The organism is Paenibacillus sp. CMAA1364 (assembly GCF_054373195.1).
Genome location: NZ_JBITNB010000020.1, coordinates 19246 through 44739, shown reverse-complemented (window position 1 = coordinate 44739; position 25494 = coordinate 19246). Strand labels below are relative to the sequence as shown.

General features: G+C 41.4%; 23 protein-coding genes. All 23 read right to left on the bottom strand.

All coding sequences use genetic code 11. The features are described from left to right. Positions 1-271: 271 nt before the first annotated feature. The 23 genes from ftsH to purR all read right to left on the bottom strand — a co-directional run bounded on the left by ftsH (position 272) and on the right by purR (position 25452). The gene (gene ftsH / locus ACH8E3_RS12120) at positions 272-2272 is read right to left on the bottom strand and encodes an ATP-dependent zinc metalloprotease FtsH (RefSeq protein WP_458632898.1); all 2001 of its coding nucleotides are present in this window, start codon (positions 2270-2272) and stop codon (positions 272-274) included. 100 nt (positions 2273-2372) lie between these two features. After that, positions 2373-2912, bottom strand: coding sequence for a hypoxanthine phosphoribosyltransferase (gene hpt / locus ACH8E3_RS12115; protein ID WP_458632897.1), 540 nt, complete (start codon positions 2910-2912; stop codon positions 2373-2375). A 49-nt stretch (positions 2913-2961) separates the two neighbouring features. Further along, positions 2962-4401, bottom strand: coding sequence for a tRNA lysidine(34) synthetase TilS (gene tilS / locus ACH8E3_RS12110; protein ID WP_458632896.1), 1440 nt, complete (start codon positions 4399-4401; stop codon positions 2962-2964). 56 nt (positions 4402-4457) lie between these two features. Beyond that, positions 4458-5405, bottom strand: coding sequence for a serine/threonine protein kinase (locus tag ACH8E3_RS12105; protein WP_458632895.1), 948 nt, complete (start codon positions 5403-5405; stop codon positions 4458-4460). After that, entirely contained in the window at positions 5389-6129 is a 741-nt protein-coding gene (locus ACH8E3_RS12100) for a vWA domain-containing protein (protein ID WP_458632894.1), read from the bottom strand. The genes ACH8E3_RS12105 and ACH8E3_RS12100 overlap by 17 nt, the downstream gene beginning before the upstream one ends. 138 nt (positions 6130-6267) lie before the next feature. After that, positions 6268-8781 (bottom strand): stage II sporulation protein E, encoded by a 2514-nt coding sequence (gene spoIIE / locus ACH8E3_RS12095; protein WP_458632921.1) that lies wholly within the window; start codon positions 8779-8781, stop codon positions 6268-6270. Positions 8782-9120: 339 nt separating this feature from the next. Beyond that, a complete protein-coding gene (locus tag ACH8E3_RS12090) occupies positions 9121-9651 on the bottom strand; it encodes a S1 domain-containing RNA-binding protein (protein ID WP_458632893.1) in 531 nt (176 codons plus the stop codon). A 123-nt stretch (positions 9652-9774) separates the two neighbouring features. Continuing rightward, positions 9775-10110 carry an FtsB family cell division protein gene (locus ACH8E3_RS12085; protein ID WP_458632892.1) on the bottom strand — a complete coding sequence of 112 codons (336 nt, stop codon included), beginning with the start codon at positions 10108-10110 and terminating at the stop codon, positions 9775-9777. Positions 10111-10124: 14 nt separating this feature from the next. Continuing rightward, entirely contained in the window at positions 10125-10694 is a 570-nt protein-coding gene (gene yabQ, locus ACH8E3_RS12080; RefSeq protein WP_458632891.1) for a spore cortex biosynthesis protein YabQ, read from the bottom strand. After that, positions 10691-10975 (bottom strand): sporulation protein YabP, encoded by a 285-nt coding sequence (gene yabP / locus ACH8E3_RS12075; protein ID WP_458632890.1) that lies wholly within the window; start codon positions 10973-10975, stop codon positions 10691-10693. The genes yabQ and yabP overlap by 4 nt, the downstream gene beginning before the upstream one ends. A 159-nt stretch (positions 10976-11134) precedes the next feature. After that, positions 11135-11416, bottom strand: a complete 282-nt coding sequence (locus ACH8E3_RS12070) for an RNA-binding S4 domain-containing protein (protein WP_458632889.1) — start codon at positions 11414-11416, stop codon at positions 11135-11137. A 2-nt stretch (positions 11417-11418) separates the two neighbouring features. Further along, the gene (locus ACH8E3_RS12065; protein ID WP_458632920.1) at positions 11419-11691 is read right to left on the bottom strand and encodes an HU family DNA-binding protein; all 273 of its coding nucleotides are present in this window, start codon (positions 11689-11691) and stop codon (positions 11419-11421) included. 172 nt (positions 11692-11863) lie between these two features. Continuing rightward, positions 11864-13360, bottom strand: a complete 1497-nt coding sequence (yabN, locus tag ACH8E3_RS12060) for a bifunctional methyltransferase/pyrophosphohydrolase YabN (RefSeq protein WP_458632888.1) — start codon at positions 13358-13360, stop codon at positions 11864-11866. A 53-nt stretch (positions 13361-13413) separates the two neighbouring features. After that, complete coding sequence (locus ACH8E3_RS12055) at positions 13414-15063, bottom strand: putative polysaccharide biosynthesis protein (RefSeq protein ID WP_458632887.1); 1650 nt, start codon at positions 15061-15063, stop codon at positions 13414-13416. Positions 15064-15197: 134 nt separating this feature from the next. Then, the gene (spoVT, locus tag ACH8E3_RS12050) at positions 15198-15740 is read right to left on the bottom strand and encodes a stage V sporulation protein T (RefSeq protein ID WP_458632886.1); all 543 of its coding nucleotides are present in this window, start codon (positions 15738-15740) and stop codon (positions 15198-15200) included. Between the two features lie 182 nt (positions 15741-15922). Beyond that, positions 15923-16972, bottom strand: coding sequence for a peptidylprolyl isomerase (locus ACH8E3_RS12045; protein WP_458632885.1), 1050 nt, complete (start codon positions 16970-16972; stop codon positions 15923-15925). Further along, a complete protein-coding gene (gene mfd / locus ACH8E3_RS12040) occupies positions 16959-20483 on the bottom strand; it encodes a transcription-repair coupling factor (RefSeq protein ID WP_458632884.1) in 3525 nt (1174 codons plus the stop codon). The genes ACH8E3_RS12045 and mfd overlap by 14 nt, the downstream gene beginning before the upstream one ends. Before the next feature lie 164 nt (positions 20484-20647). Then, positions 20648-20878, bottom strand: coding sequence for an anti-sigma-F factor Fin (locus ACH8E3_RS12035; protein ID WP_458632883.1), 231 nt, complete (start codon positions 20876-20878; stop codon positions 20648-20650). A 79-nt stretch (positions 20879-20957) separates the two neighbouring features. After that, the gene (gene pth / locus ACH8E3_RS12030; protein WP_458632882.1) at positions 20958-21518 is read right to left on the bottom strand and encodes an aminoacyl-tRNA hydrolase; all 561 of its coding nucleotides are present in this window, start codon (positions 21516-21518) and stop codon (positions 20958-20960) included. Positions 21519-21627: 109 nt separating this feature from the next. Then, positions 21628-22581 (bottom strand): ribose-phosphate diphosphokinase, encoded by a 954-nt coding sequence (locus ACH8E3_RS12025; RefSeq protein WP_458632881.1) that lies wholly within the window; start codon positions 22579-22581, stop codon positions 21628-21630. 42 nt (positions 22582-22623) lie between these two features. Further along, positions 22624-24018: a bifunctional UDP-N-acetylglucosamine diphosphorylase/glucosamine-1-phosphate N-acetyltransferase GlmU gene (gene glmU, locus ACH8E3_RS12020; RefSeq protein ID WP_458632880.1), complete on the bottom strand. Its 1395-nt coding sequence runs from the start codon at positions 24016-24018 to the stop codon at positions 22624-22626. A gap of 111 nt (positions 24019-24129) precedes the next feature. Then, positions 24130-24417, bottom strand: a complete 288-nt coding sequence (spoVG, locus tag ACH8E3_RS12015) for a septation regulator SpoVG (protein WP_458632879.1) — start codon at positions 24415-24417, stop codon at positions 24130-24132. A gap of 207 nt (positions 24418-24624) precedes the next feature. Then, the gene (purR, locus tag ACH8E3_RS12010; protein WP_458632878.1) at positions 24625-25452 is read right to left on the bottom strand and encodes a pur operon repressor; all 828 of its coding nucleotides are present in this window, start codon (positions 25450-25452) and stop codon (positions 24625-24627) included. Between the last annotated feature and the right edge of the window lie 42 nt (positions 25453-25494).

Sequence of the window (25494 nt, the reverse complement as noted above, 5' to 3'; positions counted from 1 at the left end):
TTTTATGTTATACCTAATCATTGTAAGAAGCTAGGGTTGTTCATCAACTAATTTACACAAGGTTCATCGCGCTGTCAATCAACGTCCTTAGCTAAATGTGTATGTAAAAGAAACGTTTGTATGCTCATTATGAATGTTTGCCTTCTATAGCACCCAATTTCCTTATAAATAGTGTTCAACAATACCTATTTATGACGCAAAATAAGAAGCCCCCTTCACACAACAGTGTGAGGCGGGCTTCCTGAATATTATCTATTCTGCGTCTTAAATCTTATTTACTCTCAGGTGGTATTCCACCGCCATTACCTGAATCGCTTGGATCTTCCTCATCACTCTTAGGAAGAATACGAACGGTAACATCACCTACGGTTTCAACAATGGGAGTGCCCTCAGGTTCAGAAGGAGTATCGGTGGATACTGTCTCCTTGGCCGGAGCTTCCGTAATGAATCCTTCATCAATCAGTTGTTTAATCTGATCAATCTCCAATGTTTCTCTTTCCAATAGCGTATTCGCAATAAGATGCATTTCCTTAGTATGCTTAATCAGTAGATCTTTACAACGTTCATAACAATAATTAGTAAAGTTCTGCATTTCCTGATCGATTTCATACGCAATAGAATCACTATAGTTCTGCTCATGTCCAATATCTCTTCCTAGGAATACTTGACCTTGGGATGAACCGAACTGCATTGGACCTAACTTTTCACTCATTCCGTATTCCATAATCATACTACGAACGATAGCTGTTGCTTGTTGGAAGTCACTGTAAGCACCTGTACCAATTTCACCAATAAATACTTCTTCTGCCACACGCCCAGCAAGTAAACCCGTGACTCTATCAAACAATTCTTGTTTCGTAACAAGCATCCGATCTTCCTTCGGAAGCATAATTACGTAACCACCTGCGCGTCCACGAGGAATGATGGTAACCTTATGAACCATATCAGCATGCTCCAAGAAGTAACCAGCGATGGTATGCCCTGCTTCGTGATAAGCAACAATTCGTTTCTCACGATCGCTGATGACACGACTACGCTTCTCTGTACCCACAATGACGCGATCAATCGCTTCATCCACTTCATCCATAGATATATCTTTACGGTTACGGCGTGCTGCAATTAATGCCGATTCATTCAATAAATTCTCTAAATCCGCACCTGTAAATCCAGTAGTACGTTTAGCAATAACATCTAATCTCACATCATCTGTCATTGGCTTATTACGCGCATGTACTTTCAATACAGCTTCACGACCTCTAACATCTGGACGATCAACCGTGATTTGGCGGTCAAAACGCCCTGGACGAAGTAACGCAGGGTCTAATATATCTGCACGGTTCGTTGCTGCAACAATAATAATACCTTCATTGCCTCCGAAACCGTCCATTTCTACAAGCAATTGGTTTAGTGTTTGTTCGCGTTCATCATGTCCACCACCAAGACCAGCACCACGCTGACGACCTACAGCATCAATCTCATCAATAAAGATGATACATGGAGCATTCTTCTTGGCATTCTCGAATAAATCGCGAACACGTGAAGCACCGACACCAACGAACATCTCTACAAAGTCAGAACCTGAGATACTGAAGAATGGAACACCTGCTTCTCCAGCTACTGCACGGGCTAACAATGTCTTACCTGTACCTGGAGGGCCGACTAACAGTACCCCTTTTGGAATACGTGCCCCTACAGCTGCGAATTTACGAGGATCCTTCAAGAAGTCAACAATCTCAACGAGTTCCTGCTTCTCCTCATCAGCACCTGCAACATCCTCAAATGAGACCTTCTTCTTCTCTTCATTATATAACCGGGCTTTGCTCTTACCAAAGTTCATGACCTTGCCGCCGCCACCCTGCGATTGATTAAAGATAAAGAAGAAGAGGACGAACATTAGAATTAAGGGAATGAAGGAGGACAATAAAGTCAACCAAACACTTTGACCTTCCATTGGCTTCAATTCAAGACTAAAACCATTCTTCTCACTTAATTGAATGACTTCTTCCAAAGCGAAATCATTGTCCGGAATATAAGTCGTAAAGGTCTCAGACTTGCCGTTTACAGCCTTCTTATATTTACCAGTCACAAGATAGGCATAACCATCAAATTGAGCCTTCATTTCTTCAATGTTATTTTGTTTTATCTGCTGACGTATTTCGTTATATTTAGGGGCGTCAGCAGCCTCCTGGTTATTACTGAGAAATTGAACAATACCCACCACGACTAAGAATAGAATCAAATAAAAACCAGAATTACGGATGAACCGATTCATCCCGAACCTCCTCTCAAGACACTTAAGTTATTTTACCATAGTGAAACAGTCTATCTCAATTGAGGTTAAGTCAAAAAGACTATACCTTAGGATTACTGTACTAACTGTTGTATATTTCTGGCTTCAATACTCCTACATAAGGTAGATTTCGGTATTTCTCCGCATAATCTAACCCATAACCTACAACAAAGGCATCTGGTAATATAAAGCCAGTATAATCTGCTTGTAAATTTACCGTACGACCAACAGGTTTGTCAAATAGTGTAACGACACAAGTTGATTTGGCCTTCCGATTATTTAATAACTCAATTAAATAACTAAGGGTAAGCCCACTATCTATAATATCTTCTACAATCAGGACGTCTCGCCCCTCTACAGATACGTCAAGATCCTTAATGATTTTGACTACACCTGAAGATTGGGTGGATGCACCGTAACTTGATACCGCCATGAAATCAATCTCCAATGGCACGGTAATATGTTTGATCACATCTGCCATAAACACAAAAGCACCCTTTAACACACAGATAACTAGTGGATTACGACCTGCATACTCCTCACTTAACTTAGCTCCGAGTTCTGCCACTTTCTCCTTGATTTGTTCTTCACTAATGAGTACTTCTAGTATATCTTTCTGCAACTGACTGAACCTCCTATGTTTCGCTATGAGACCATTCATACCTTTACTATTAACCCATTTCCAACGTCTTTGTATCTTCGAGTGATAAATGAAGAATCGATGTGGTCTGTTGTTCAATAGGTGCATGTTCGGAGCGCCGTATCCCTGGTATCCAAATGATGTTGTTATTGGCATCCACAATCATTGGAATCTTCGAACGAACCGATGGAGGTATTTTATCATTTATGAAAATATCCTTCACCTTTTTACTACCGTTCAAGCCCATAACTCTTATAGTATCCCCATCGCGTCTCGAGCGCAAATATAAAGGAAATATTAATTGATCCACATCAAAGATGGCTTGATCTTCACCTAATGTTGATCTTGACCATAACATTGTATGTTTGGGCTCGATAGACATTCTTAGAACTTTTCCAATCTCCTTCACCATATGTTCAGGAACAGCTGTACTTAATTCATATGTATAGCTCAATCTTTCCATATGTGTCACAGGTTGAAATGTAATGGCATCATATTCGCGTATGCATTCGGTTCCTCCGCCAAGATGTCTGATCCAGGTCGTTGAATGATTGCTCATGATGCCTTCTCGAAGAGACTCAATCTTGTTGTAGTCAATTACTTCTGAGTCGATTGACATATAATTTAATATTAGTTTAATCAACCGCCGTTGTAAAGCGACATGTACCCTTACGAAGGCTGATGCCTCTAAGGTTAATATTCCGCCATTCATTCGCACTAATTCTCTAAACATTTGTTCGGCAGCTAACTCTAAATAATCATCTTCAACAACCATCATACTTGCTAATTGGTTAAGCGATTGTGATATCTGCCCATTATATTTCCCCAAATAGGGCAGTATATCCAGACGAATTTCATTGCGTCTATACTTCGTCTGTAGATTACTTTGGTCAACGGCATAGGAATAATCCTCTTCTTCACAAAGAACTATAAGGTCTGTTTTGTATATACGTAAAAGTGGACGAATAAGTTCCATATTATTTATAGTCCTTTTATACTTCATACCCGAAAGTCCAGATGGACCACTTCCTCGCAATAAATGAAGCAACACTGTCTCTGCTTGATCGTCTGCATGATGTCCTAGAGCAATAGCCTGCGCACCATATTTCTTAGCTATCTTAGCTAGGTACTCGTATCGCTTATCTCTAGCAGCTTCCTGAGTGCCCTTACCTGATTCTTCCATATAGGCAGGAACATCAATGGATTCCATCACAAAGGGAACAGCAATTCTATCCGCCATTTCCTGTACCATGATCGCTTCAAGATCTGATTCCACCCGGAAGCCATGATTCACATGAGCACATATTAAATTCAGAGGGGTATGCTTCTGGGATATCTCATGCATAATATGCAAAAGAGCCACAGAATCCGGACCACCGGAGACTGCGACTATGATCGTATCATCAGAATTCCATAGACTATGTTCCTTCGCAAGTTTTAGCACATGCTCTACCATGGTATGCATCATCATATCTAGTTACTCCTTTTCTGCGTTATCCACTTACAGTGCTAGGTCTACCTTTATACTTATAACCAAATAGCTACGTAGACTACACCACACAGCAACAGCAGAGACATCGTAAAGGCAACACTTAACCATCTTGGCGTCTTGATGGATGGACCACTCAATTTAACTGGCTTATAGACTTGTTCTCTCCAACACCGCAATGCTTGATCAGAGCCCTGAAATTCACCTTGAATAGCCTTTGTCAACCACGATGCGTACGGCTTAAGTCGATGACTACGGTCTACAAGTGAAATAAGATCTGACTTACTGCGTGTCTGAGGAAGGTGCTGTGAAGCTACATTTTTTAAACCTTCTTCGTGTATAAGATGAATACAAAGAATGGCAACTGAGAACAAGTCATAACTTTCATCACTAATTCTGCTTCCAGCATTCCAATATCCCCGGTCATACCATTCCGTAAATTGCTTCACACTACGACCTACAGAGCTAACTCCACCATAATCAATTAGATCTACTTCCCCGTACTCTGAAACCATGACATTCTCAGGCTTCAAATCTCCAAAGACGAATCCTAGTTGATGGATTTCATGAAGTTTTGCCAAAAGTCTCAAACCGACGATACCTATCCACTCTTTGCCACGCGTCTGAATGAACCAATGTAGTGGTCGCCCCTCTACATAACGCATTACATAAAATGGAGTATCACGTTTGGCAACAGAATAATCGTCCACATCTAGCAGATATGGACGATGTGTTATACCTTCTTCGATATCCTTTTGTTTACGTTGTGCCTGCAATGAACTTAGAACATTAATCTCGGATTGCAGTTCAAGTGTATCGTTGCCCATCTTCAGCGCATAGAGTTCCTTATGACCTGCCTTTTGAACGAGATAAACAGTTCCATTCGCACCACTTCCGAGTACACGCTGGATGATAAAGCGGTTGCTCCGCCATTTACCTACGATTACTGTACCGGGTGAGTATTCGACTCTAGACGACGTTACCACCTAGTATCCCTTCCTCCTCATGGGAATTTTTCCGCCATGTTTCATGTTTGTCTAGTGTACCATACCGGAAGAAATCAATCACCTTCATGATCGCGGGCCCTGTGGGTGTAACACCTTTCATCTGAATTCGATGAAACAGGGACTTCACGTTACTAATATCGGATGTCCAATTCATATTCATAACAGCATCTTCCTCATTATGCCTTCCTGGATAATGAAAAATAGCTAATTCACTAAATCCTTCTCTAGCCTGTAAGCTTAACATCAAGTCACGAATGGCATCTTCCACCGCAGAGAGTTTGGGCTTCATGCTAGCACTAGCATCAATAAGTAGGGCTACTTGTAAAGGTGTAGTCTCTGTTAGCTCATCTACGACTTGAACAACCTGCGAACGACGCTGTGGTGGAAGATCCTCTATCGTAGTGTCTCCCAATATTTGCTTCAATTCTTTATTGACTGCTTGTTGAATGGTTTGTACGACTGTCTTACGAGTCATCATTTGCATCGTATGGGCTAATTTCTGTGTCCCCACAATACGGCTAATTCCTCCCCCAGCTTTAGCGATATCGGAAATTTCTATACTACCAAGATCACCGATCGTCCCATAATCTATCACACCTGCAACGTTCACTGTGATTCCTGCTTCCATCGCAAGTGCTGCAGCTAGTATAGGACTCACGCCCATATTTGAACATCCATCGGTAATTAGCATAATCTGTTTCATGATCATACACCCTCTCCATGGTTATCTACCTCTCTCTATCATTTCCATAAATGAGAGATTTCAAACCAAAGGTTACAAGTGAAGCGAAGTCATGTCATAAGAATTACTCTAGATAATAAGTTACGTAACACTTCTAGACTAACTAACCGTTCGTGGTCTTTCCAATCTTTCTAATCCAGGAACATGTAAGCTTGCCCACTGTGGTTGGTAACGTTCCACCTTTCCTACGACAACGGTCATGTCATCCACCACTTGATTATGCTGATAACGAATAACCTTTTCCAGTAAGCAATCTGCAATATATTGAGGGTCATGGCTATCAATCTCCTGAATGATTCTCTTCATCCAAATCTCTTTATTTACAGTATAGCCTGGCGCATCATATAGACCATCTGTCATCATAATGACAATATCGCCAGCTTGAAGCTGAATGGTAACCAAATCAACTTCTATTTCTTGAATAATACCGATAGGCAAATTACTAGAAGAAACAAGAATAACCTCATGACCCCTTTTTATAAAGCTTGGCGTTGACCCAATTTTCATAAATGTTGTCTCTGCTGTGAATTGATCGATTAATGCCATGTCCACGGTAGCATATATCTCATCAGGCGATCTAAGAAGTAATATAGAATTGACGGATTTAATCGCTAACTTCTCATCCATTCCCGATTGAAGAAGTTGTTCTAATATATTTAGGGCAGTACTGCTCTCTTCCCGTGCTCGTTCTCCGTTGCCCATACCGTCGCTCAAAGCAACTGCAAACGTACCATTACCGATCTCAACTGTACTAAAGCTATCACCAGAGAATGCATCACCACCTTTTGCAGCGCAAGCAACCCCAGTTGTGATCTCAAAGGCTTTGGCTGAACCAAATACAACTGTTGCTAGACCATCACGATTGGGAGATGCCGTCTCCTTCATGACAGCGATATGCTCATCTAGAATATTGGAGAGTAGTGGGGCAATGATCTTGCGGCATTCGTCATAACCTTTCATATATGCATGAACAATCTCAATTTCAACATGTCCTGAATCGAGATTGATAATGTCAATACCATGTATAGATAATCCCATCTTCTCTAGTACATCTCTTATTTCCTCTTCTTGCTTGTACATAGCCTGTCCTTCACGTTTGATCTCTCTTGCTAAATCGTCCATTACTTGTGAGACACCTGATAATTGTTCAGCTACTAGATGCCTGCTGTCGTATATTTGACGTTTCCACTGCATATCATGTTGATAGAGCTGATACTGTTTCTTCATCACTTCAAGGACATCACTTGTCCGATGACACATGCGATTCCAATGCGTCGGTAGCTTATCGGGTGAGATATCTACTTGCTCTTCAATCATATTCATCATGTCTGTCATATATTTATACGTCTGATAGAATTTAGTATCCCAACAGTGTTGGTTCTTGAAGCATCCTGCACATGTTCCCTCAGAGACAGCATTCATGAAATGATCCATTTCGTCTGTACCCTTATTCACTTCTGATGTACCTGATATTTGCCCAAAGCTTTGAGATAACTGTCTAAATACTTGTGAGAATTGTGTTACCCGATCTGCTGTCAAATCACGTACACGCTTTGCATATTCATGCTGAGACTTGGTATGGTCTTGTGTTCCAGGGACATATTTAGAGATGACTCCAATCATACTCTTAGGCGTTAACATAAAAAGAATGATAGCTGCGCATGTCTCCCAAGTAGACGTCATCACATGTTCTGGTCCAATGAAATAAATAGATAGAATAGATGAGCCCAATAACATACCTAGAGCAACCATCGCTCGTCGACCTTCCTTTAGCATTCCTGCAAGCATACCTGAAAATGCAAGCAGACTCATTTGATATATAGCGGTAATATCAGCGAGACTAAGAATTAGTCCTGTGATCACTCCAACTGATGCACCTAGAGATGCGCCACCTACAAGTGCAAACAACAATACCAAATAGCGAGATAGAATATGCTCGAGCGACAACGAGTAGACACTCCAACCCACAGCGCCTGTCATAACAGATGCTAATAGAATAATTAAGCAGAGCACTTCCTCATTCTTTAACTGATAGTTCTTGCTACGATAGGTAAAAACAGGAACGGCCTGAATAAACACCATTGTGAGTACAAAGCTCAATACTGCATTTAAAGTCATCATAAGTAACGTATACCATGTTAGTGAAGGCCCTAATAGAACGTGGAATACATTGACGCAGAACGTAGCTACAAAAACCATCATTGGTGCATAAGATATTTCAGCATGTTCAAAGGATTGTAGCCCTTTATAAATTAAGAAAAAAATGAAAATTTCTGCTGCAATTAACAACGGCATGGGAAATGGTGCAAATAAGCTACCCGCGATAATCCCCACCGTAACCATTGGCAAATAATCTTTCCTAATAAAGGTGATGACGGCAAAGTAGGCTAATGCAAATGGGGACAGTTCATCCAATATCATGGCTTTTCCTAGTAAAAATCCCATAATGGTCAGTAATAACATCCACTTCTTCGTTACAATAACATAACCAATTCTTCCAATCACACGCCCCTGTGTGAATCGTGTTCTCCCGGATTTCGCTTGAGAAGCTGAATCAGATCTTTCGGCAACCTGAATTTGAGGAAAATTAACGATGTTTCTATTCTCCAAGATTGTAACACCACCCTTATCATGTTTATTAGTAACATTATAGGGTGTGTCTGCCGTGAGAATTTGTCATAACAGAGGACAAGCTACTAAGAAATTTACGACAAAAAAGCCATGTCTCTGCATTACACACAGACAGGCCCCAACCGCTTAACACATAACGCTTTGAAGCTATCACTCACTTTATTAACTCGTTAGTAAACAAGAGAAATATATTGTTTTTAACTAGCGATTGAACATGAGATTACTGGAAATCAGTTGGATGTTGTCGCTAACTATTGCTAAGCGACAAAAAAACCGTAGAGGCTTAAATAGCCTTCTACGGTTATCTTATAGTTATAACAATTACACGCGCTTCGCTCCACGTCCACCTCGTTTGGATTCCGTGTTCTTCTTAATTGAAGATGCGCGTTCTTCGCTATCTTTTAGGAAACGTGACACTTTATCCTCGAATGTAGCTTTGTTAACCGGAGGCTTAAACGAACGCCCACCGCGATCACGATCACGATTGAACCCACCGCCACCTTCTCTGCCGCCGCCACCGCCACTAAATCGTTCTCCACCGCCGCCGCCTTCTCTGCCACCTGTACTACCGGTGCGTTCAGGTCTTGGACTTCTTGCTGGTCTTGATTCAACTGGCTTATCAACAGTTTGTTTGATGGATAGTCCGATCTTACCGTCCTTATCGACGTTGATGACCTTTACTGTCACTACATCGTGTATCTTCAAATGATCGTTGACATCCTTAACATAATTATCAGCGATTTCTGAGATGTGAACGAGACCTGTGATTCCTCCAGACAGATCCACAAACGCTCCAAAGTGCGTTATGCCTGTCACCTTACCTTCTAACTTAGTGCCTACTTCGATTGCCATAGAATAAAATGATCCTCCCTTAAAAATATACAGCGAAATTTATAAATCTTGGCTGTGGTGATTTGATTATACATAATGCGCAAAGCAAGGTCAATATGGTAATGACCTACATTCACAACTATATTACGGGCTTGATACGTCTGGGCGAATCGGTGTCTCTTCCGGTCTAAATAGACCATAATCCTTACGCGCCAGTTGCCCAATATATTCTGGGTCTTGTAGTCGATTAACTTCATGCTCCAATTGGGATACAGTCTTATCTAACTCCGCCTGTACTTGTCCCTTTTCAACCAATTGTGTGTCCATGTCAGCAATCTGAGACATTTGATTCACAAGAGTATAGCCTGCCCAGCTTAGAAAAAGGACCATAAAGCCTATCCATATGGCTAAACGTCTACGCCCGCCTACATATTTATTTGATTGTTGCTGTCTTGATGTCTGCGAAGCATATTTGCCCATGAATAAACCCTCCTTTACGACCATCGATTCCAAAGATTAACGCTAGCTCTCTTGATCTTCTTCATCCAGGGTTGGTTATCCAACTTCGATAGTACAGGTCGTGATATCCATTTAAGTACATACCACAATGGATATAAACAACGCCATACAATGCCCATGATGAACACGCATACTGTCCATATTACACGAATAACTGCTACGACTAAACGATATAATGTCCTAACCGGTATCCATAGTGTAACCATGATTAATCGCTCTATTACACGTAATACAAATTGAATTACCTTTATTAACATTACCACAAATCGTTGCGTTGTAACACTTAAGATTAAAAAATAGCACCAAACTCCTAGAAACAAGCCAATAAAGACATAAAATCGTAGTTCTCCTTGGTTGCTAATATAGAGCATTCGAAAGATAAATATAGCCATCCCACACCAATACATGAAATCCATGAGATGGATTGTCCACTTGGGACAACGGAACTGAATGGACAACACCCGATAGCTGTCATAGACCAGTCCCATTGATGCCCCTGAGAATAACATCCATAACAATGTTATCCACTGAGCATGCGGGTTCATCTAAATAACTTGCCTAACATTCGTTTATTCTTATTTGGGTGGGAACCGGGTTCCAAGTACACCAACGAATGCACGACCCCATCAATCGATAGCAGCCCATGTTCTAGATTCAGATTATGAATATGTAAATTCTGACCTTTAATCGTTAGATGGCCAAGTTCAGTCTGTAATATAAATACCTCACTATCGAAACGCTCTACATTTATAACGCCTGTCATATGAAGTTGCTTACGATTCTGCATTTGGAGATCATGGCCCTTTTGTTTACTTTGTTCAATCATAGCATGTACCCCTCCTTATACAGATAACTTATGACAGGCTATAGGCGATTAGAACTTTCGTTGTAAATTATGCCTATCCCTTACGTATGCCTATTGTTCCTTGACACAAAAAAAGAGCGCCCTCCACAATGAAGGTGCGCTCTTCCATTCTTAGTATAACTATTGCCAATCTAACGTGTTTTCTTTTGCGATTGGCTCTTCCTTAATCAAGGTGTAGAGGGTTGATGCCTCTTCTTTGCGGGTGCTCTCGGCAAGCCTTTCAACTCGAACCGTAACCAGCTTCTGACCAAATTGGACCGTAATTTCATCGCCCACTTTAACCGCGCTGCTAGGTTTAGACTCCCGACCATTAATGAGAACCCGACCTTGCTCCGAAATATCCTTAGCTACCGTGCGCCGTTTAATTAACCTTGATACTTTCAGGAATTTATCAATTCTCATACTTATTTTACAGCATCCTTAAGTTTGTTACCTGCTTTGAATGCTGGAACAGTAGACTCTTGAATCTCAATTGCAGCACCCGTCTGTGGGTTACGACCTGTACGGCCCGCACGCTTACGTGTTTCAAAAGTACCGAAACCAATCAATTGTACCTTGTCTCCACTTGCTAAAGCTTCAGTAACTTCATTCAAAAAGCCATTTAGTACCGCTTCAACATCCTTCTTCGTCAAACCACTCTTGTCTGAAATGTTGTTAATAAGGTCTGTCTTGTTCATCATTAATTACCTCCTAAAGATATCTTTAACTATTTATTAGACCACAATGATGGCCTATCATCTACAAATCCTTATAGATGCTCGGAATTGCTCTATATGGGTATTCTTGATAAAGTCTGGTATTCCTGCTTTTGTCATGTAGTTTTTTATATTTTCAGTGAAGTTTTTGTGGTTAATTGACGGTTTTTGTTTTGGCTAGAGCCCATATCTCTTCCATTTCCTCTACTGTACTATCATGAACTGATCGTCCTTGTTGTGCTAAATAAGCCTCTATAAAGTGGAATCGTTGCGTGAATTTTTGATTAGTAGTAGATAGCGCTGCTTCAGGATCCGAATGAATAAATCGTGCTGCATTCGAAACAGCAAACAATAAGTCTCCCAGCTCAGACACTTGATCTTCATGGCTTTGATCCTGTTGAATCGCTTCACGCAACTCATCTAATTCCTCTTCAATCTTGGCAAAGACACCGTCAATATTATCCCAATCGAACCCTACCTTTGCTGCTTTCTTCTGCAATTTATACGCCTTCATCAATGCTGGTAAGTCACGTGGTATGCCATCTAATACAGATAACCTCTGTGCATCTAATCCTTTTCTCTTGTTCTCTTCTTCCTTCATCTTATCCCAATGCGTAATTGCAGATTCAGCATCTTGTGCGGTCACATCACCAAACACATGTGGGTGTCGATATATTAATTTATCATTAATACCTTGAATGACATCATACACATTAAAGGAGCCGTTCTCTTCTTCCATCTGGGAGTGTAGTAGAATTTGTAACAATAGATCTCCCAATTCTTCTTGCATATGTTCTGGGTCATCTTCATCTATCGTCTCAAGCACCTCATAAGTCTCTTCGATCAGATTCTTACGTATGGATTCATGTGTCTGTTCCTGATCCCAAGGACAACCACCTGGGCTCCTAAGAATACCAACAATTTCATGCAATCGCTCAAAGGTGCGTTGTCTAAGCTGATCCTCGGTATTTCTAGGAACATAGACCAATGATAGATTGCCAAATCCCTCTACACGATCTAATTCGTATAAAGGTACGTGCAGAATGCACTCCTGTCCCTCCACACCTAGCGCATGACCCACGATGACGTTATAGTCATCTGGATAGACCTCCATAAGACTTAGCTTCACCTCGGAAGCTGTAAATGCGTCATATACTTGTCCAATTAGCGTATGTAACTGTGGCTGTATTAGGTTCCTATGTAGACTCATAGCATCTAATAGCTGGAACCCTTCAATGGGATCGAAGCCTAGTCTTGTAAATGCCTCGTCCAAGAAGCTTTCCCCACCTAACACCTCTACTTCAATGCCATGTATAGAACCATATTCACGAAGCAATTGTACCGTTGATTCTGCCACCATAGGATGACCTGGAACGGCATATACAATTTGTGTTCCTTCTTCTCCACTGCGAGCTAAATCGACTAATTGATTCGTAATAGCATGATAAACATCGGGAAAAGAGTCATATCTCTCGTATACTTCATCAAAGGATTGAAATGACACATTCCATTCTTCAAAAGATTCAATAACAGGATGCTCCTTCGTTCTAACATATACCGTTGATGCGTTCTGTAATAGCTTCATAATGCCTACTGTGATTCTATCCGGGTTCCCTGACCCTAATCCTACAACCGTTATGGTGGAGCTCATGACTCATCCTCCGCTCTATTCTAATATACCCAATATCGTATAGCTTACTTCGTTTAGCGGATAATGTGAAATGTTCTGAGTAACTTAACTAACCTATGCCCTACCTTAGGAAGCATCATCAGTTCATCTTCGTTAACCATTCTCGTGAGAACGACAAGCACAACAAATGTTATCAAACCTGCCAATACCCCGCCTAGACTCTCCATAGCTGCAATAAATCGGTCTGATTCTATTCCTTGTGCTGACAATATTCTATATATCACCCACCGAGCACTTCCTGCGGCACTGGCTAGACCAGTTATGACTATGGCTGGTCGAAGCAGAGTTGCACTCATGCTAAGATGTAATCCGCTACTCCTGGTCAGTAGCATTATATTTAAGGTTGCCGCAATGAAGTGTGCCACTACGGATGCAACAGCCGCTCCTGTGATACCATACTGTGGTATGAGCCATAGATTAAGCAATGTCTTTGCCACCGCACCGATAAGTAGATGCACCGCGGGAGCCTTAACTATACCCATACCTTGCAGAAGTGCTGCAGAAATTAGACTTACCGTGCTAAAAGCTGCTGTTAAGGCGATCCACCTCATGGTAATAGTACCTACAGCATCCTGATATAGCAGAATATTAACTGGGTTAGCCAACACACATAGACCAATAGAAGCTGCAAGACTGATCAACCAGAACCAGCGAAGTGATAAACGAATTTGATGCTTCACAAGCATACTATCACCTTGAACTCTAGCCTCTGCTAATGCCGGTATGAATAACACCGATAGCGACATCGCAAGCATCGTAACTAGTTGTACCAAAGGAATACCGCGATTATAGATGCCCAGCTGTACCATAGCGCCTGTCTCGCTAAGTCCCTCCATCTTCAGTAGTCGAGGTAGTGTAAATGTATCGACTAAGTTCATTAGAGGAACCGCCAATGAGGCTAGGCAGATCGGGATTGCATACACCAATATTCTTCTCAAAAGATGCCAGGAACTCTCACGCTTTAATGATAAAGAACGCATCTCTTCTACTTTTATCTTCCTTCTGTCTGGTCTCTTGGTTACATACCTGCGCCAGTATATAAGCATCACTAGAAGCCCAGCAGCTCCGCCTGCAGCTGATCCGAATATGGCCCCTGCCGCTATAGTCTGCGTTGTGGATTGGTTCGCTGTCATGTACAGCAGTAGAACAATCATTACCATCACACGTACAGTTTGTTCGATAACCTGGGATACTGCGGTAGGCACCATATTCTGATGACCCTGAAAGAATCCGCGTAGCAAGGACATCATGGGCACGAATAAGAAGGCAACTGAGACATACCTGATAGCGAGTGTCACATGAGAATTATCTATGAGACGAGCAATCAGCGGGGATCCCACATAGGTACATATCCCAAGTACAATACCAAATGAGCCTATAAATAATGACGATACCCGAAGCACTCTATCGCTCTCGATGCTATTTCCAACGGCTTCATTCTCTGCAACAAACTTAGAAATTGCGATAGGAAATCCCCCCATCGAAATGGTAATCAGAAGTAAATAAAACGGATAAATGGTGTTGTAAATACCAAATACCTCATCACCGGCCAAATTCTGTAGAGGAATCTTCTGGAGTGTTCCTAGTAGCTTGGATAGAACACTTGCTATCGTTAGAATAAAGGCACCACGTAACATTCTGGAAGCTGTGTCGTTCTGAGTCATCAGTTCTTACCTACTTTTATATCCTATTTAGAGATCATATACTCCATTATAACTGAAACCAACACACACAAAAACCCCTATACATCTATTCCACACCGTGGAGTAAATGTACAGGGGTTAAGCGAATCTTGGCTCTATTGTTCCATTTGTTTGCCTAGAAATGAAGCAGCTGTCTCAGCCATCTTCACTTCAATCTGTCCCATCTTCACGGATTCATCTTTATTCATGAGAATAACCGATCCAATCGGGTCGCCCCCCGATATAATGGGTGCAATAACATAAGATGATAGAGCTTCCGGGTTCTCTTTTCCAATTTCATACTGACCTTGGTTTGTTTCTATTATCGTCTTTCTGCCATCCATACAATTCTCAAGAAGTATTCCAACTTGCTTGTCCAAATATTCCTTCTTGGAGCCCCCTGCTACCGTAATAAAAGTATCACGATCAGAAATAATCGTTATATGGCCAGTCCCCTCGAATAATGATTCGGCATATTCTTTGGCGAAATTACCAAGTTCACTAATAGGAGAGTATTTCTTTAATATCACTTCACCATCACGGTCAACAAAGATCTCAAGCGGGTCTCCTTCGCGGATTCGGAGTGTGCGTCTAATTTCTTTTGGAATAACAACTCTGCCTAGATCATCAATACGTCGTACAATTCCAGTAGCTTTCATTTCACATGTTGCCCCACTTTCATAAGAAGATTTTTCAACTACTGTTCTAACATGAAAAAAGGTGAATCCGATGAATCAATGTGATATCTGACCATAGTATTCAACCTTTTCCATATCCTTATACATGTACTTTGATGTTGTTATGCAGATTGTTACTCATTCTTGCAGTATGACAGGGCTTCCTATTTCTTATCGGTTGCTGGTACATCGGTTGCTGGAGCATCCGTCCCCGTGTTATTATCTTGTTTAACCTCAGGAGTAGTCTCTTTATCCGTTGTACTCTTAGGAGATGCTGGCAAATTCACCTTCGTAATGATCCCTGGTAAATCCTTCTCCATGAACTCATCAATCTTGTTAGACCCAAGCAAATTCTTAATGGCATCCTTCTGTTCTTGTGTTAACTGTTCAAATGTTGTCTCTTTACGTGATTCAACCCTTAACACATGGTATCCGTAATCGGTCTCCACCGGTTCACTAATTGTATTCAATGGAAGCGTCAATGCACTCTCTTTGAAGGCTTGTACCCATTTACCTACTGGCGTATCTGCATACAGACCACCATTCTCAACTGACCCTGGATCTTCTGAGTATTCATCTGACATCTTAGCGAAGTCAGCTCCTTTATCCAATTGAGCCTTCACATCTTTTGCTATTTTGAGAGCTTCCTCTTTAGATCGCTCTTTACCTTCTGCATCTTGTAATGAAATCAGAATATGTCTAACCGAAGCTAGCGTGTAATCCTGTTTCGTAGCGTCATACTGTGCCTTGATATCTGTATCTTTTATTTTCAGGTTCATATCTTCCATAGAAATCATGACCTTCTCAAGGTAGCTCTTCAAATCTGCCTCTGATAATCCTTGTTCTTTCAACATTTTCTTGAAGCCTTCTTCGTCACCAACCATGCCCTTCATATTCGCAAGTTGGTCTTTGGCTGTCTGTACACCCAATGTCTTAGCTTCTTTATTCGCATTTTCACTTAAATATTCAAATGCGACTTGTTGATTAACAAGATATGTCTTGAACTCGTCCATCTCTGCGAGTTGGGCATATTGAGGTGTAAGGAACATGAGTACCTTTTTCTCCATATTGTATTCATCTAAAGTCACTTCTCCACCCTTATATGTGGCTACAGCTTCTTCTGTATTCTTACCACAAGCAGACAATAAAGTTAGTGCTAACGCTGTAACTAGTGTGATCGACACTAGCTTCTTTAATCTTTTATTTAACAACATTTTGTACTTCCCCCTTTAATTTAAACGGCTCTTGGATCTCTTCAAGAAAACGTTCTAAAAGTTCCAATAGCTGTTTTTCCTCAAGCCCCTTACCCTTGACCTTAATGGTCATAACAGACTCTTGTTCAAATTGTACACGTCTTTCGAATGAATTTCCAATTCGTACGAGCTCAGCCCGATTCACTATTTTCTCTTGACCTGCATAGAACTTAAGCGTGACATCATCTCCGCGTTTCACAATGGATTCGATCCCAAACATTTTACCGTATAATTTCATTCTCGCCACAGCAAGCAGATTGACAACAGCTTCTGGCAACTCACCGAAGCGATCCATCAATTCATCTTCAAGCTCCGCTACCTCATCAAAAGATGATGTTGCAGCAACCTTTTTATAGATTTCAATCTTTTGGATGCTATCGTATATATAATCACCTGGTAAATAGGCATCGATGCTAATATCTATGAGTGTATTCCATACCTTCTCCGGCGCAACTTCCTCACCTAACATCGTTACTTTGCGCTTCTGTATTTCCTCAGCAAGCATTTGGGAATATAGATCGAAGCCGACCGAAGCAATGAAACCATGTTGTTCCGCTCCAAGTAAATTACCTGCACCTCGGATGGATAGATCTCGCATTGCAATTTTAAACCCTGACCCAAGCTCTGTGAACTCTTTAATCGACTGCAAACGTTTCTCGGCAACTTCCGTTAATATTTTATCTCTTTGATACGTGAAGTACGCATATGCAATACGATTAGATCGACCTACCCGTCCTCGTAGCTGATACAGTTGGGATAATCCCATCTTATCTGCATCATGTACAATTAACGTATTCACATTAGGTATATCCACACCTGTTTCAATGATGCTCGTACTAACTAACACATCATATTCACCATCTAAGAAATCAAGGATTGTCTTTTCGAGCTCAGACTCATTCATTTGACCGTGGCCCACACCCACTCTGGCGTCAGGAACAAGCGCAGAGATCTGGCTAGCCATTTCCTGTATCCCTTGTACTCGGTTGTAGAGATAATACACCTGTCCTCCGCGAGCAAGCTCCCGCTCGACCGCTTCACGTACAAGTGTCTGGCTATGTTCCACAACGTATGTCTGAACAGGGAATCGATTCTCAGGTGGTGTCTCAATGACCGATAAATCCCGAACTCCAAGCATGGACATATGGAGCGTTCGGGGAATAGGTGTAGCTGTCAAGGTGAGTACATCCACATTGGTCTTTAGCTTCTTCAGCTTCTCCTTATGTGTCACACCGAATCGTTGCTCCTCGTCCACAATAACAAGCCCCAAGTCTTTAAAGATGAGGTCTTGTGACAATAACCGATGTGTCCCGATGATAATATCAACCGTTCCCTGACGTATGCCTTTGATCGCTTCATTCTGTTCCTTGCGAGAACGGAAGCGACTTAGCACTTGAATATTAAGAGGATGGCCGGAGAATCTCTCCTTAAATGTCTCATAATGCTGCTGCGCTAAAATTGTGGTCGGTACTAAGACAGCAACCTGCTTACCTTCGATAGCAGATTTAAATGCGGCACGAATAGCCACTTCTGTCTTACCATATCCCACATCTCCACACAGCAATCGATCCATTGGTCGAGCCTGTTCCATATCCGCTTTGATCTCCTCAATCGCTCTCATCTGATCGCGAGTCTCATCATAAGGGAACATCTCTTCAAATTCCTGCTGTTCTTGCGTATCCTTTTCAAAGGCGTACCCTTGGGTAGATTGACGCTCTGCATATAATTTAATGAGATCATCTGCAATATCTTGTACCGTAGAACGCACCTTATTCTTAACGCGAATCCAGTCGTTTCCACCGAGCTTATATACCTTTGGTTCCTTATCCTCTGATCCAACATATTTCTGAATGAGATCTACTTGCTCAATAGGAACCGACAGCTTGTCGCCACCCGCATACATGATGTGCAGATAATCCTTATGAATACCATTGATATCCAAAGTGCCAATTCCCATATATTTACCTATACCGTGATTCTGATGTACGACGTAGTCACCGACCTTCAGTTCGGTATAGCTCTTAATACGTTCCGCATTATCCACACTTTTACTTAACTTGCGGACCTTACGTTGCTTCTGAGAGAACATCTCCCCTTCGGTAATGACCGCCAATTGAATCGATGGCAACTCAAATCCAGTCTGTAAGTTCCCCTGTAGCATCATCGGTTCATGAATACCATAATCGATAAGGACTCGCCGCATCCGCTCCATACGTTCTTCATTACTTGCAAGCATCATGACACGAACACCAGACTTCTCCCAGCGCTCCATTTCAGATTTAAGAACATTCATCTGACCATGGTAATCCTGCATTCCTCGACTAGCAATATTCAGGATATTCTGTGGCTGGATATGCGGGATTTGCCGTAAAAAGATAGATAGGAATAACGTCTGATACTTCCGATTATATATAATGCCATCATTCTCGACAGATAGCAGTAATTGAGGTAGCATCTTGCCATTCTGCATTAGATGTAAGTTCCATTCAGACTCATCTCGCTCTAGTTGCTTAGCTGTTTCTATCAATCTAGTAGGTTCATCAAGAACGAGTATGGTATCATCTGGTAGGAAATCAAACAAATGACACCTTTCTGGATACAGCACAGATATGTATTTATAAATTTCAGGAAAATACACATGTTCCCGCAACATATCAATCTCGCGCTTCATTTCCTCTTTGAGACGAAGTTTAGCTTGGCGATCTGTCATTTTATCAAGCTGTGCAACCAACAGTAAATCCAAGGCATCGGCTGCTTGTTCTAATCTTGTATGATCCGCAATGATCTCCTTACATGGTGTTATTACAATCTTGTTCACCTTGTCTATAGAGCGCTGATCCACAGGATCGAATGTACGAATAGAATCAACTTCATCATCAAATAACTCCACACGATAAGCGAGTGATGTCGTCATTGGATAAAAGTCGATAATACCGCCACGAATGCTCATCTCTCCCTTATTCTCCACACGCTCAACACGTTCATATCCCATTTCTACCATACGCATCAGGAAAGAATCTAATTGAATCGTTCCTCCGTGCTGGATATAGATCTGAGCATTAGCCATCACTTCAGGTGAAGGAAGAAGCCTTCTCACCCCTGCAAAAGGAGCTACGACAACCCCTTTGAACCCTTGAGCACATTTCATCAATACATCTATGCGTTGTGCAAGCGTCTCCGGGCTTGATACCGCGGTCTCCGCTGCAACTAATTCATGTGCGGAATAGAGTAGTACTTGATCAGATGAGAGGATTTCCTGTAGGTCATCCGCAATTTTTTGTGCAGAGAACATATTATGTGTAATGATTAACATTGGTCTCTCAACTTCCGCATATATCGAGGCCATCATGACCTGCCTAGCTGACCCAGATAATCCTGAAATAAGCTGTTCTTTCATACCAATGGAAATGCCAGAAACAATCGATTGTAAATCAGGGTCTTTAGAAAAGGATTTTATTAGTGCATCTAACAAAGGTGGCACCTCTCTTATACTTACTTTTTATAACTCGATTTAACAAACCATACATTATACTTCTTACCGTCAAAAGAAGCCTCAGCAAACTGCTAAGGCCCTGTAACGATGATGTGATCCTCGTCAAGACACGAAAGTAAATGATACAACAAGCTCTTGTTCATTCATTGAAGCGGATTACTTAATAAGCTTAATTCTGGATGGCTTGAGAGTGCCTCATTGCAGTAGTCACAAGTGACCTTCACGGTCATATTGCCGCTCAAGTCATATGCTATGATTTCTTGGCGTTCTAAGGTGGTCAAGGAATGCAACCCCAGCTGTAGTTCACTTACACTCGCTGAGTTGATGGTTCCAAGTACCATTTGACAGTGTGGGCAGATGTACTTAATAGCCATGTTTATGCCTCCTGATAGTCATTTATACCCTTATTATGCCCTATCATCCACTGATTTAGCCTCTTGAGCATTTATCACATTACCCGTTATACTTGGCCATCGTCTGTTCAAAGGAGTGCGACAGACTATATTCTATGGCGTCACAGCTATGATCTATCATCTGAGCCACATCTTCCTTTTCCTTTTTAGCGAAAGAAGATAGCACATAATCTACAACTGCAAAGCCAGGATCTGGTCGAGAAATGCCTAGACGAATCCGGTTAAACGTTTGTGTACCTGTATGTTGGATAATAGATTTAATACCATTATGTCCGCCTGCGCTTCCTTGATACCGTAACCGAACTTTACCCACCACTGTATCCAAATCATCATAGACAACGATTAGATCCTCAAGAGTAGCTTTATAATAATTCATAAATGCATGAACAGACTCACCGGAGAGGTTCATATATGTGGTTGGCTTGATAAGAACAACCTTTGTCCCATCAATATGTCCTTCACCCATCAATGCTTTACATTTACTTGGTCCAAAAGAGATTCCATGACGTGCTGCTAAGGCATCTACTGCCATGAAGCCTACATTATGTCGTGTCTTATCATACGACGAGCCTGGATTCCCAAGTCCTACAATCCACTTCATAAGGTTATATATCCTCCATCAGACTATATTGATATTACATAACAATGCACGATAAGGGTTATATCTTCTCCGTGGAGAAGATATAACCCTTTGCTTATGTTCTTTAATGCTACTCAATCTCAAACAACTTACTAATGGATAACTCTTCATGTACGCGGATGATAGCTTCACCCATCAAAGGTGCTACGGATAACACTCTAATCTTATTGCTTGGGTTTGGATGTTGAATTGGAATAGTATCTGTTACGATAACTTCCTTCAATGGTGAGTTCTCAAGTCGTTCCATAGCTGGTCCTGACAATACCGCATGTGTACAGCATGCATACACTTCCTTGACTCCACCCTCCATCAAAGCGTTAGCACCAAGTACAATTGTACCCGCTGTATCGATAATATCATCGATTAGAATGGCTGTTTTACCTTCAATGTGTCCAATGATATTCATGACTTCACTGACATTCGGCTCCGGGCGACGCTTGTCAATAATCGCAAGCGGTGCATTGAGGAAGTCAGCTAGCTTTCTTGCACGTACTACCCCACCATGATCTGGAGAGACTACAACAGGGTTCTCAATCTGTAAGGAGCGGAAGTATTGGGCTATAATTGGCACACCCAACATATGATCTACAGGGATATCGAAGAATCCCTGGATCTGCATCGCATGCAAGTCCATCGTAATGACACGATGTGCCCCAGCCTTCTCAATGAGATTGGCTACCAGCTTGGCAGTAATAGGATCACGAGAACGAGCCTTTCGATCTTGACGAGCATATCCATAGTATGGAATGACGACATTAATACTCTTTGCAGAAGCGCGTTTCAATGCATCAACCATGACCAATAGCTCCATCAGGTTGTCATTCACTGGACCACAAGTAGACTGCACAATATAGACGTGACAGCCTCGTACACTTTCATTCAATTTGACTTGAATTTCTCCATCACTGAAGCTTGTTGTATGGGAATCCCCCATTGGAATACCGATATAATCGGCAATTTGGTTAGCAAGCTTGGGGTTAGAGTTACAAGTAAAGATTTTGAGTTTGGAATCACAATAAGTCATAAAGTAAAAACCCTCCGTGCGGATTCATTGAATTCTTGTTCATTATTTATGTTTACTCTTCTTATCTTTGGCCTGGGTACGAATCTTCTCTGCATATCCTGGTTTATTCACTTGCCGTTGTCTAGCGATCGCCATATCATTCTCATCAACGGAATGGGTTATGGTTGAACCTGCTACAATGAAGGCACCTTTACCAATGGTGACCGGCGCTATAAGATTCACGTTGCTGCCAATAAAGGCGTCATCCTCAATCTCGGTTACAAACTTATTATACCCATCATAATTAACTGTTATTGCTCCACAACCGACATTTACATTCTTGCCTACTATAGCGTCGCCAATATAACTTAAATGGGATACTTTAGAACCATTATCAATGACAGCATTCTTTAATTCTACGAAATCGCCGATTTTAACATTCTCACCAAGCTTAGAGCCTGGTCTAAGATAAGCAAATGGTCCCACTGTTGAACACATACCTATTTCAGCATGATCTAGAACAGAATGTTTAACCTCAACACGATTCGCAATAATAGAGGAGTCAATATCACTGTTTGGTCCGATAATACAATCTTCACCAATGACAGTATATCCTTTAATGATGGTTCCTGGATAGACAATCGTGTCTGTACCAATGATAACATCTGCGCCAATGACTGTTGATGATGGATCAATAAGCGTCACACCATTTAACAAATGACCTTTGGCGATTCTTTCTCTCATCAGTTGTTCTGCTTGAGAGAGCGCTAGACGATCATTTACACCGATAGATTCGGATGCATCATCTGTGCAATAACCAAGAACCGTCTCGTTCGCATTCACTAGAATACCAATGACATCTGTCAGATAATATTCTTGCTGTGTATTCTGATTCGTCACTTTTTCAAGTGCATCGAACAATTTAACATTGTCAAAACAATACGTACCCGCATTAATTTCCTGAACCGCATCTTCTTCTGGTAGACAATCCTTCTGTTCTACAATTCGTAGCACATTACCATCTTCTCCACGAATAACACGTCCATAACCCATGGGATTATCCATATTCGCAGTTAATACCGTAGCGGCTGCTTGGTTACTCTCATGTAGCTGCATCAACTGTTCTAATGTCTGCGATGTAACTAACGGTGTGTCACCACAAATAACAATGGTAGAGCCTTTCTCATCACGAAGCAAGGATGCGACCTGTTTAACAGCATGCCCTGTGCCTAACTGTTGCTCTTGAAGCACATATTCTGCGTCATCTCCAATAAACGATTGCACATCTTTTGCACCGTGGCCAACAATCACAACGACTCTCTCGCTGTTAACCTTCTTAACGGTATCAAGTACATGTCCAACCATTGGTTTACCACACACAGGATGAAGTACTTTGTATAATTTGGATTTCATCCTTTTGCCCTGACCTGCGGCAAGAACTATAGCCATTCTTTTCAAGGGTCATAACCTCCCGCTGTTGAACTCACTACTGAATATATCTCATTCTAGGTAAAAAGAAAAGAGAGCCCGTCATATGGCTCTCTTTTCTTCAAATCTGAATAGTAAAACTTAAGCGCCTTCTTCAATGACTTCTTCCTCTTCAATAGCCGCACGTTCATATTCTGCTAGTACAGCAGATTGAATCTTCTCCCGCGTAGCGGAAGAGATAGGGTGGGCAATATCGCGGAATTCTCCATCAGGAGTACGTTTGCTCGGCATAGCAACAAACATTCCGTTGTTACCATCAATAACCCGAATGTCATGAACAACAAATTCGTTATCAATGGTAATGGATGCGATCGCTTTCATTCTTCCTTCAGAGTTTACCCGACGAAGTCTGACATCCGTAATTTGCATGTGTGTGTTCACCACCTTTTTCCATTCAGAGACTTGGTGTATAATTCCACACAGCAAACGAAAATCCTTTATTTTTATAAGAAAAATATCCTAAAAACAGGAATATGTGAAATAAAAATATCTTTCGACAGTTTTCTTCTTTTTTCGTTCCGAAATACACTATATTTCACCTATGAAAATACAAAATTTTCAAGGACGTCCAGCAAACTATTCATCGAAATAATTACCGGGTATGACTACGATCTGTTTACTTTTGAAATCTACGGCTGTTAATTTGGCAATAGACACATAATCATGAAGCAATCGTTCTTCCATTTCTACAGTGCCTAGTTCAACTAAAACACCAACTCCAGCTACTTCCGCATCAAATTCAGCTAATAAATCTACCATACCCTGGATGGTTCCGCCGGCTTTCATGAAATCATCAACAATAAGTACTCTCGATTTATTCTTTAATGCACGACGTGATAATGACATCGTATGAATGCTCTTGTGTGATCCTGAGACATAATTAATACTTACAGCCGAACCTTCAGTCACCTGATGATCTCGACGAACAAGCACCACGGGCAGATTAAGCTGTGTTCCTGTAGCATAGGCCAATGGAATGCCTTTGGTCTCAACGGTCATGACACAATCGATCTCTTTGCCTGCAAATGCTGTTGCAAAGATCTTACCCGCTTCATTCATAAGAGATGGCTCACCTAGTAAATCAGAAATATATAAGTATCCACCTGGTAAGACCCGATCCTTCTGTTCGAGCTGTGCACATAAATTATGCGCATAGGCTAGAGCATGTTCCTTCTTCACCTTAGGGATGAATCGAACCCCACCTGTAGCCCCTGCGAATGTTAGTAGATCTCCCATACCTTCATCCTCAAACACCTCTTTAATAATAGCCAGATCCTCACTAATAGAAGATTTAGCCGCTCCATAACGATCTGCAAACGTTGTAAGAGAGATTAATATATGTGGTCTGTTTAACAGATATTGTGTCATTTCTACTAATCGTGCACTTCGTTTTAGTTTTTTCACAGAATACTCCTCGCCAAATCCGAATATTATTTATAAAATATA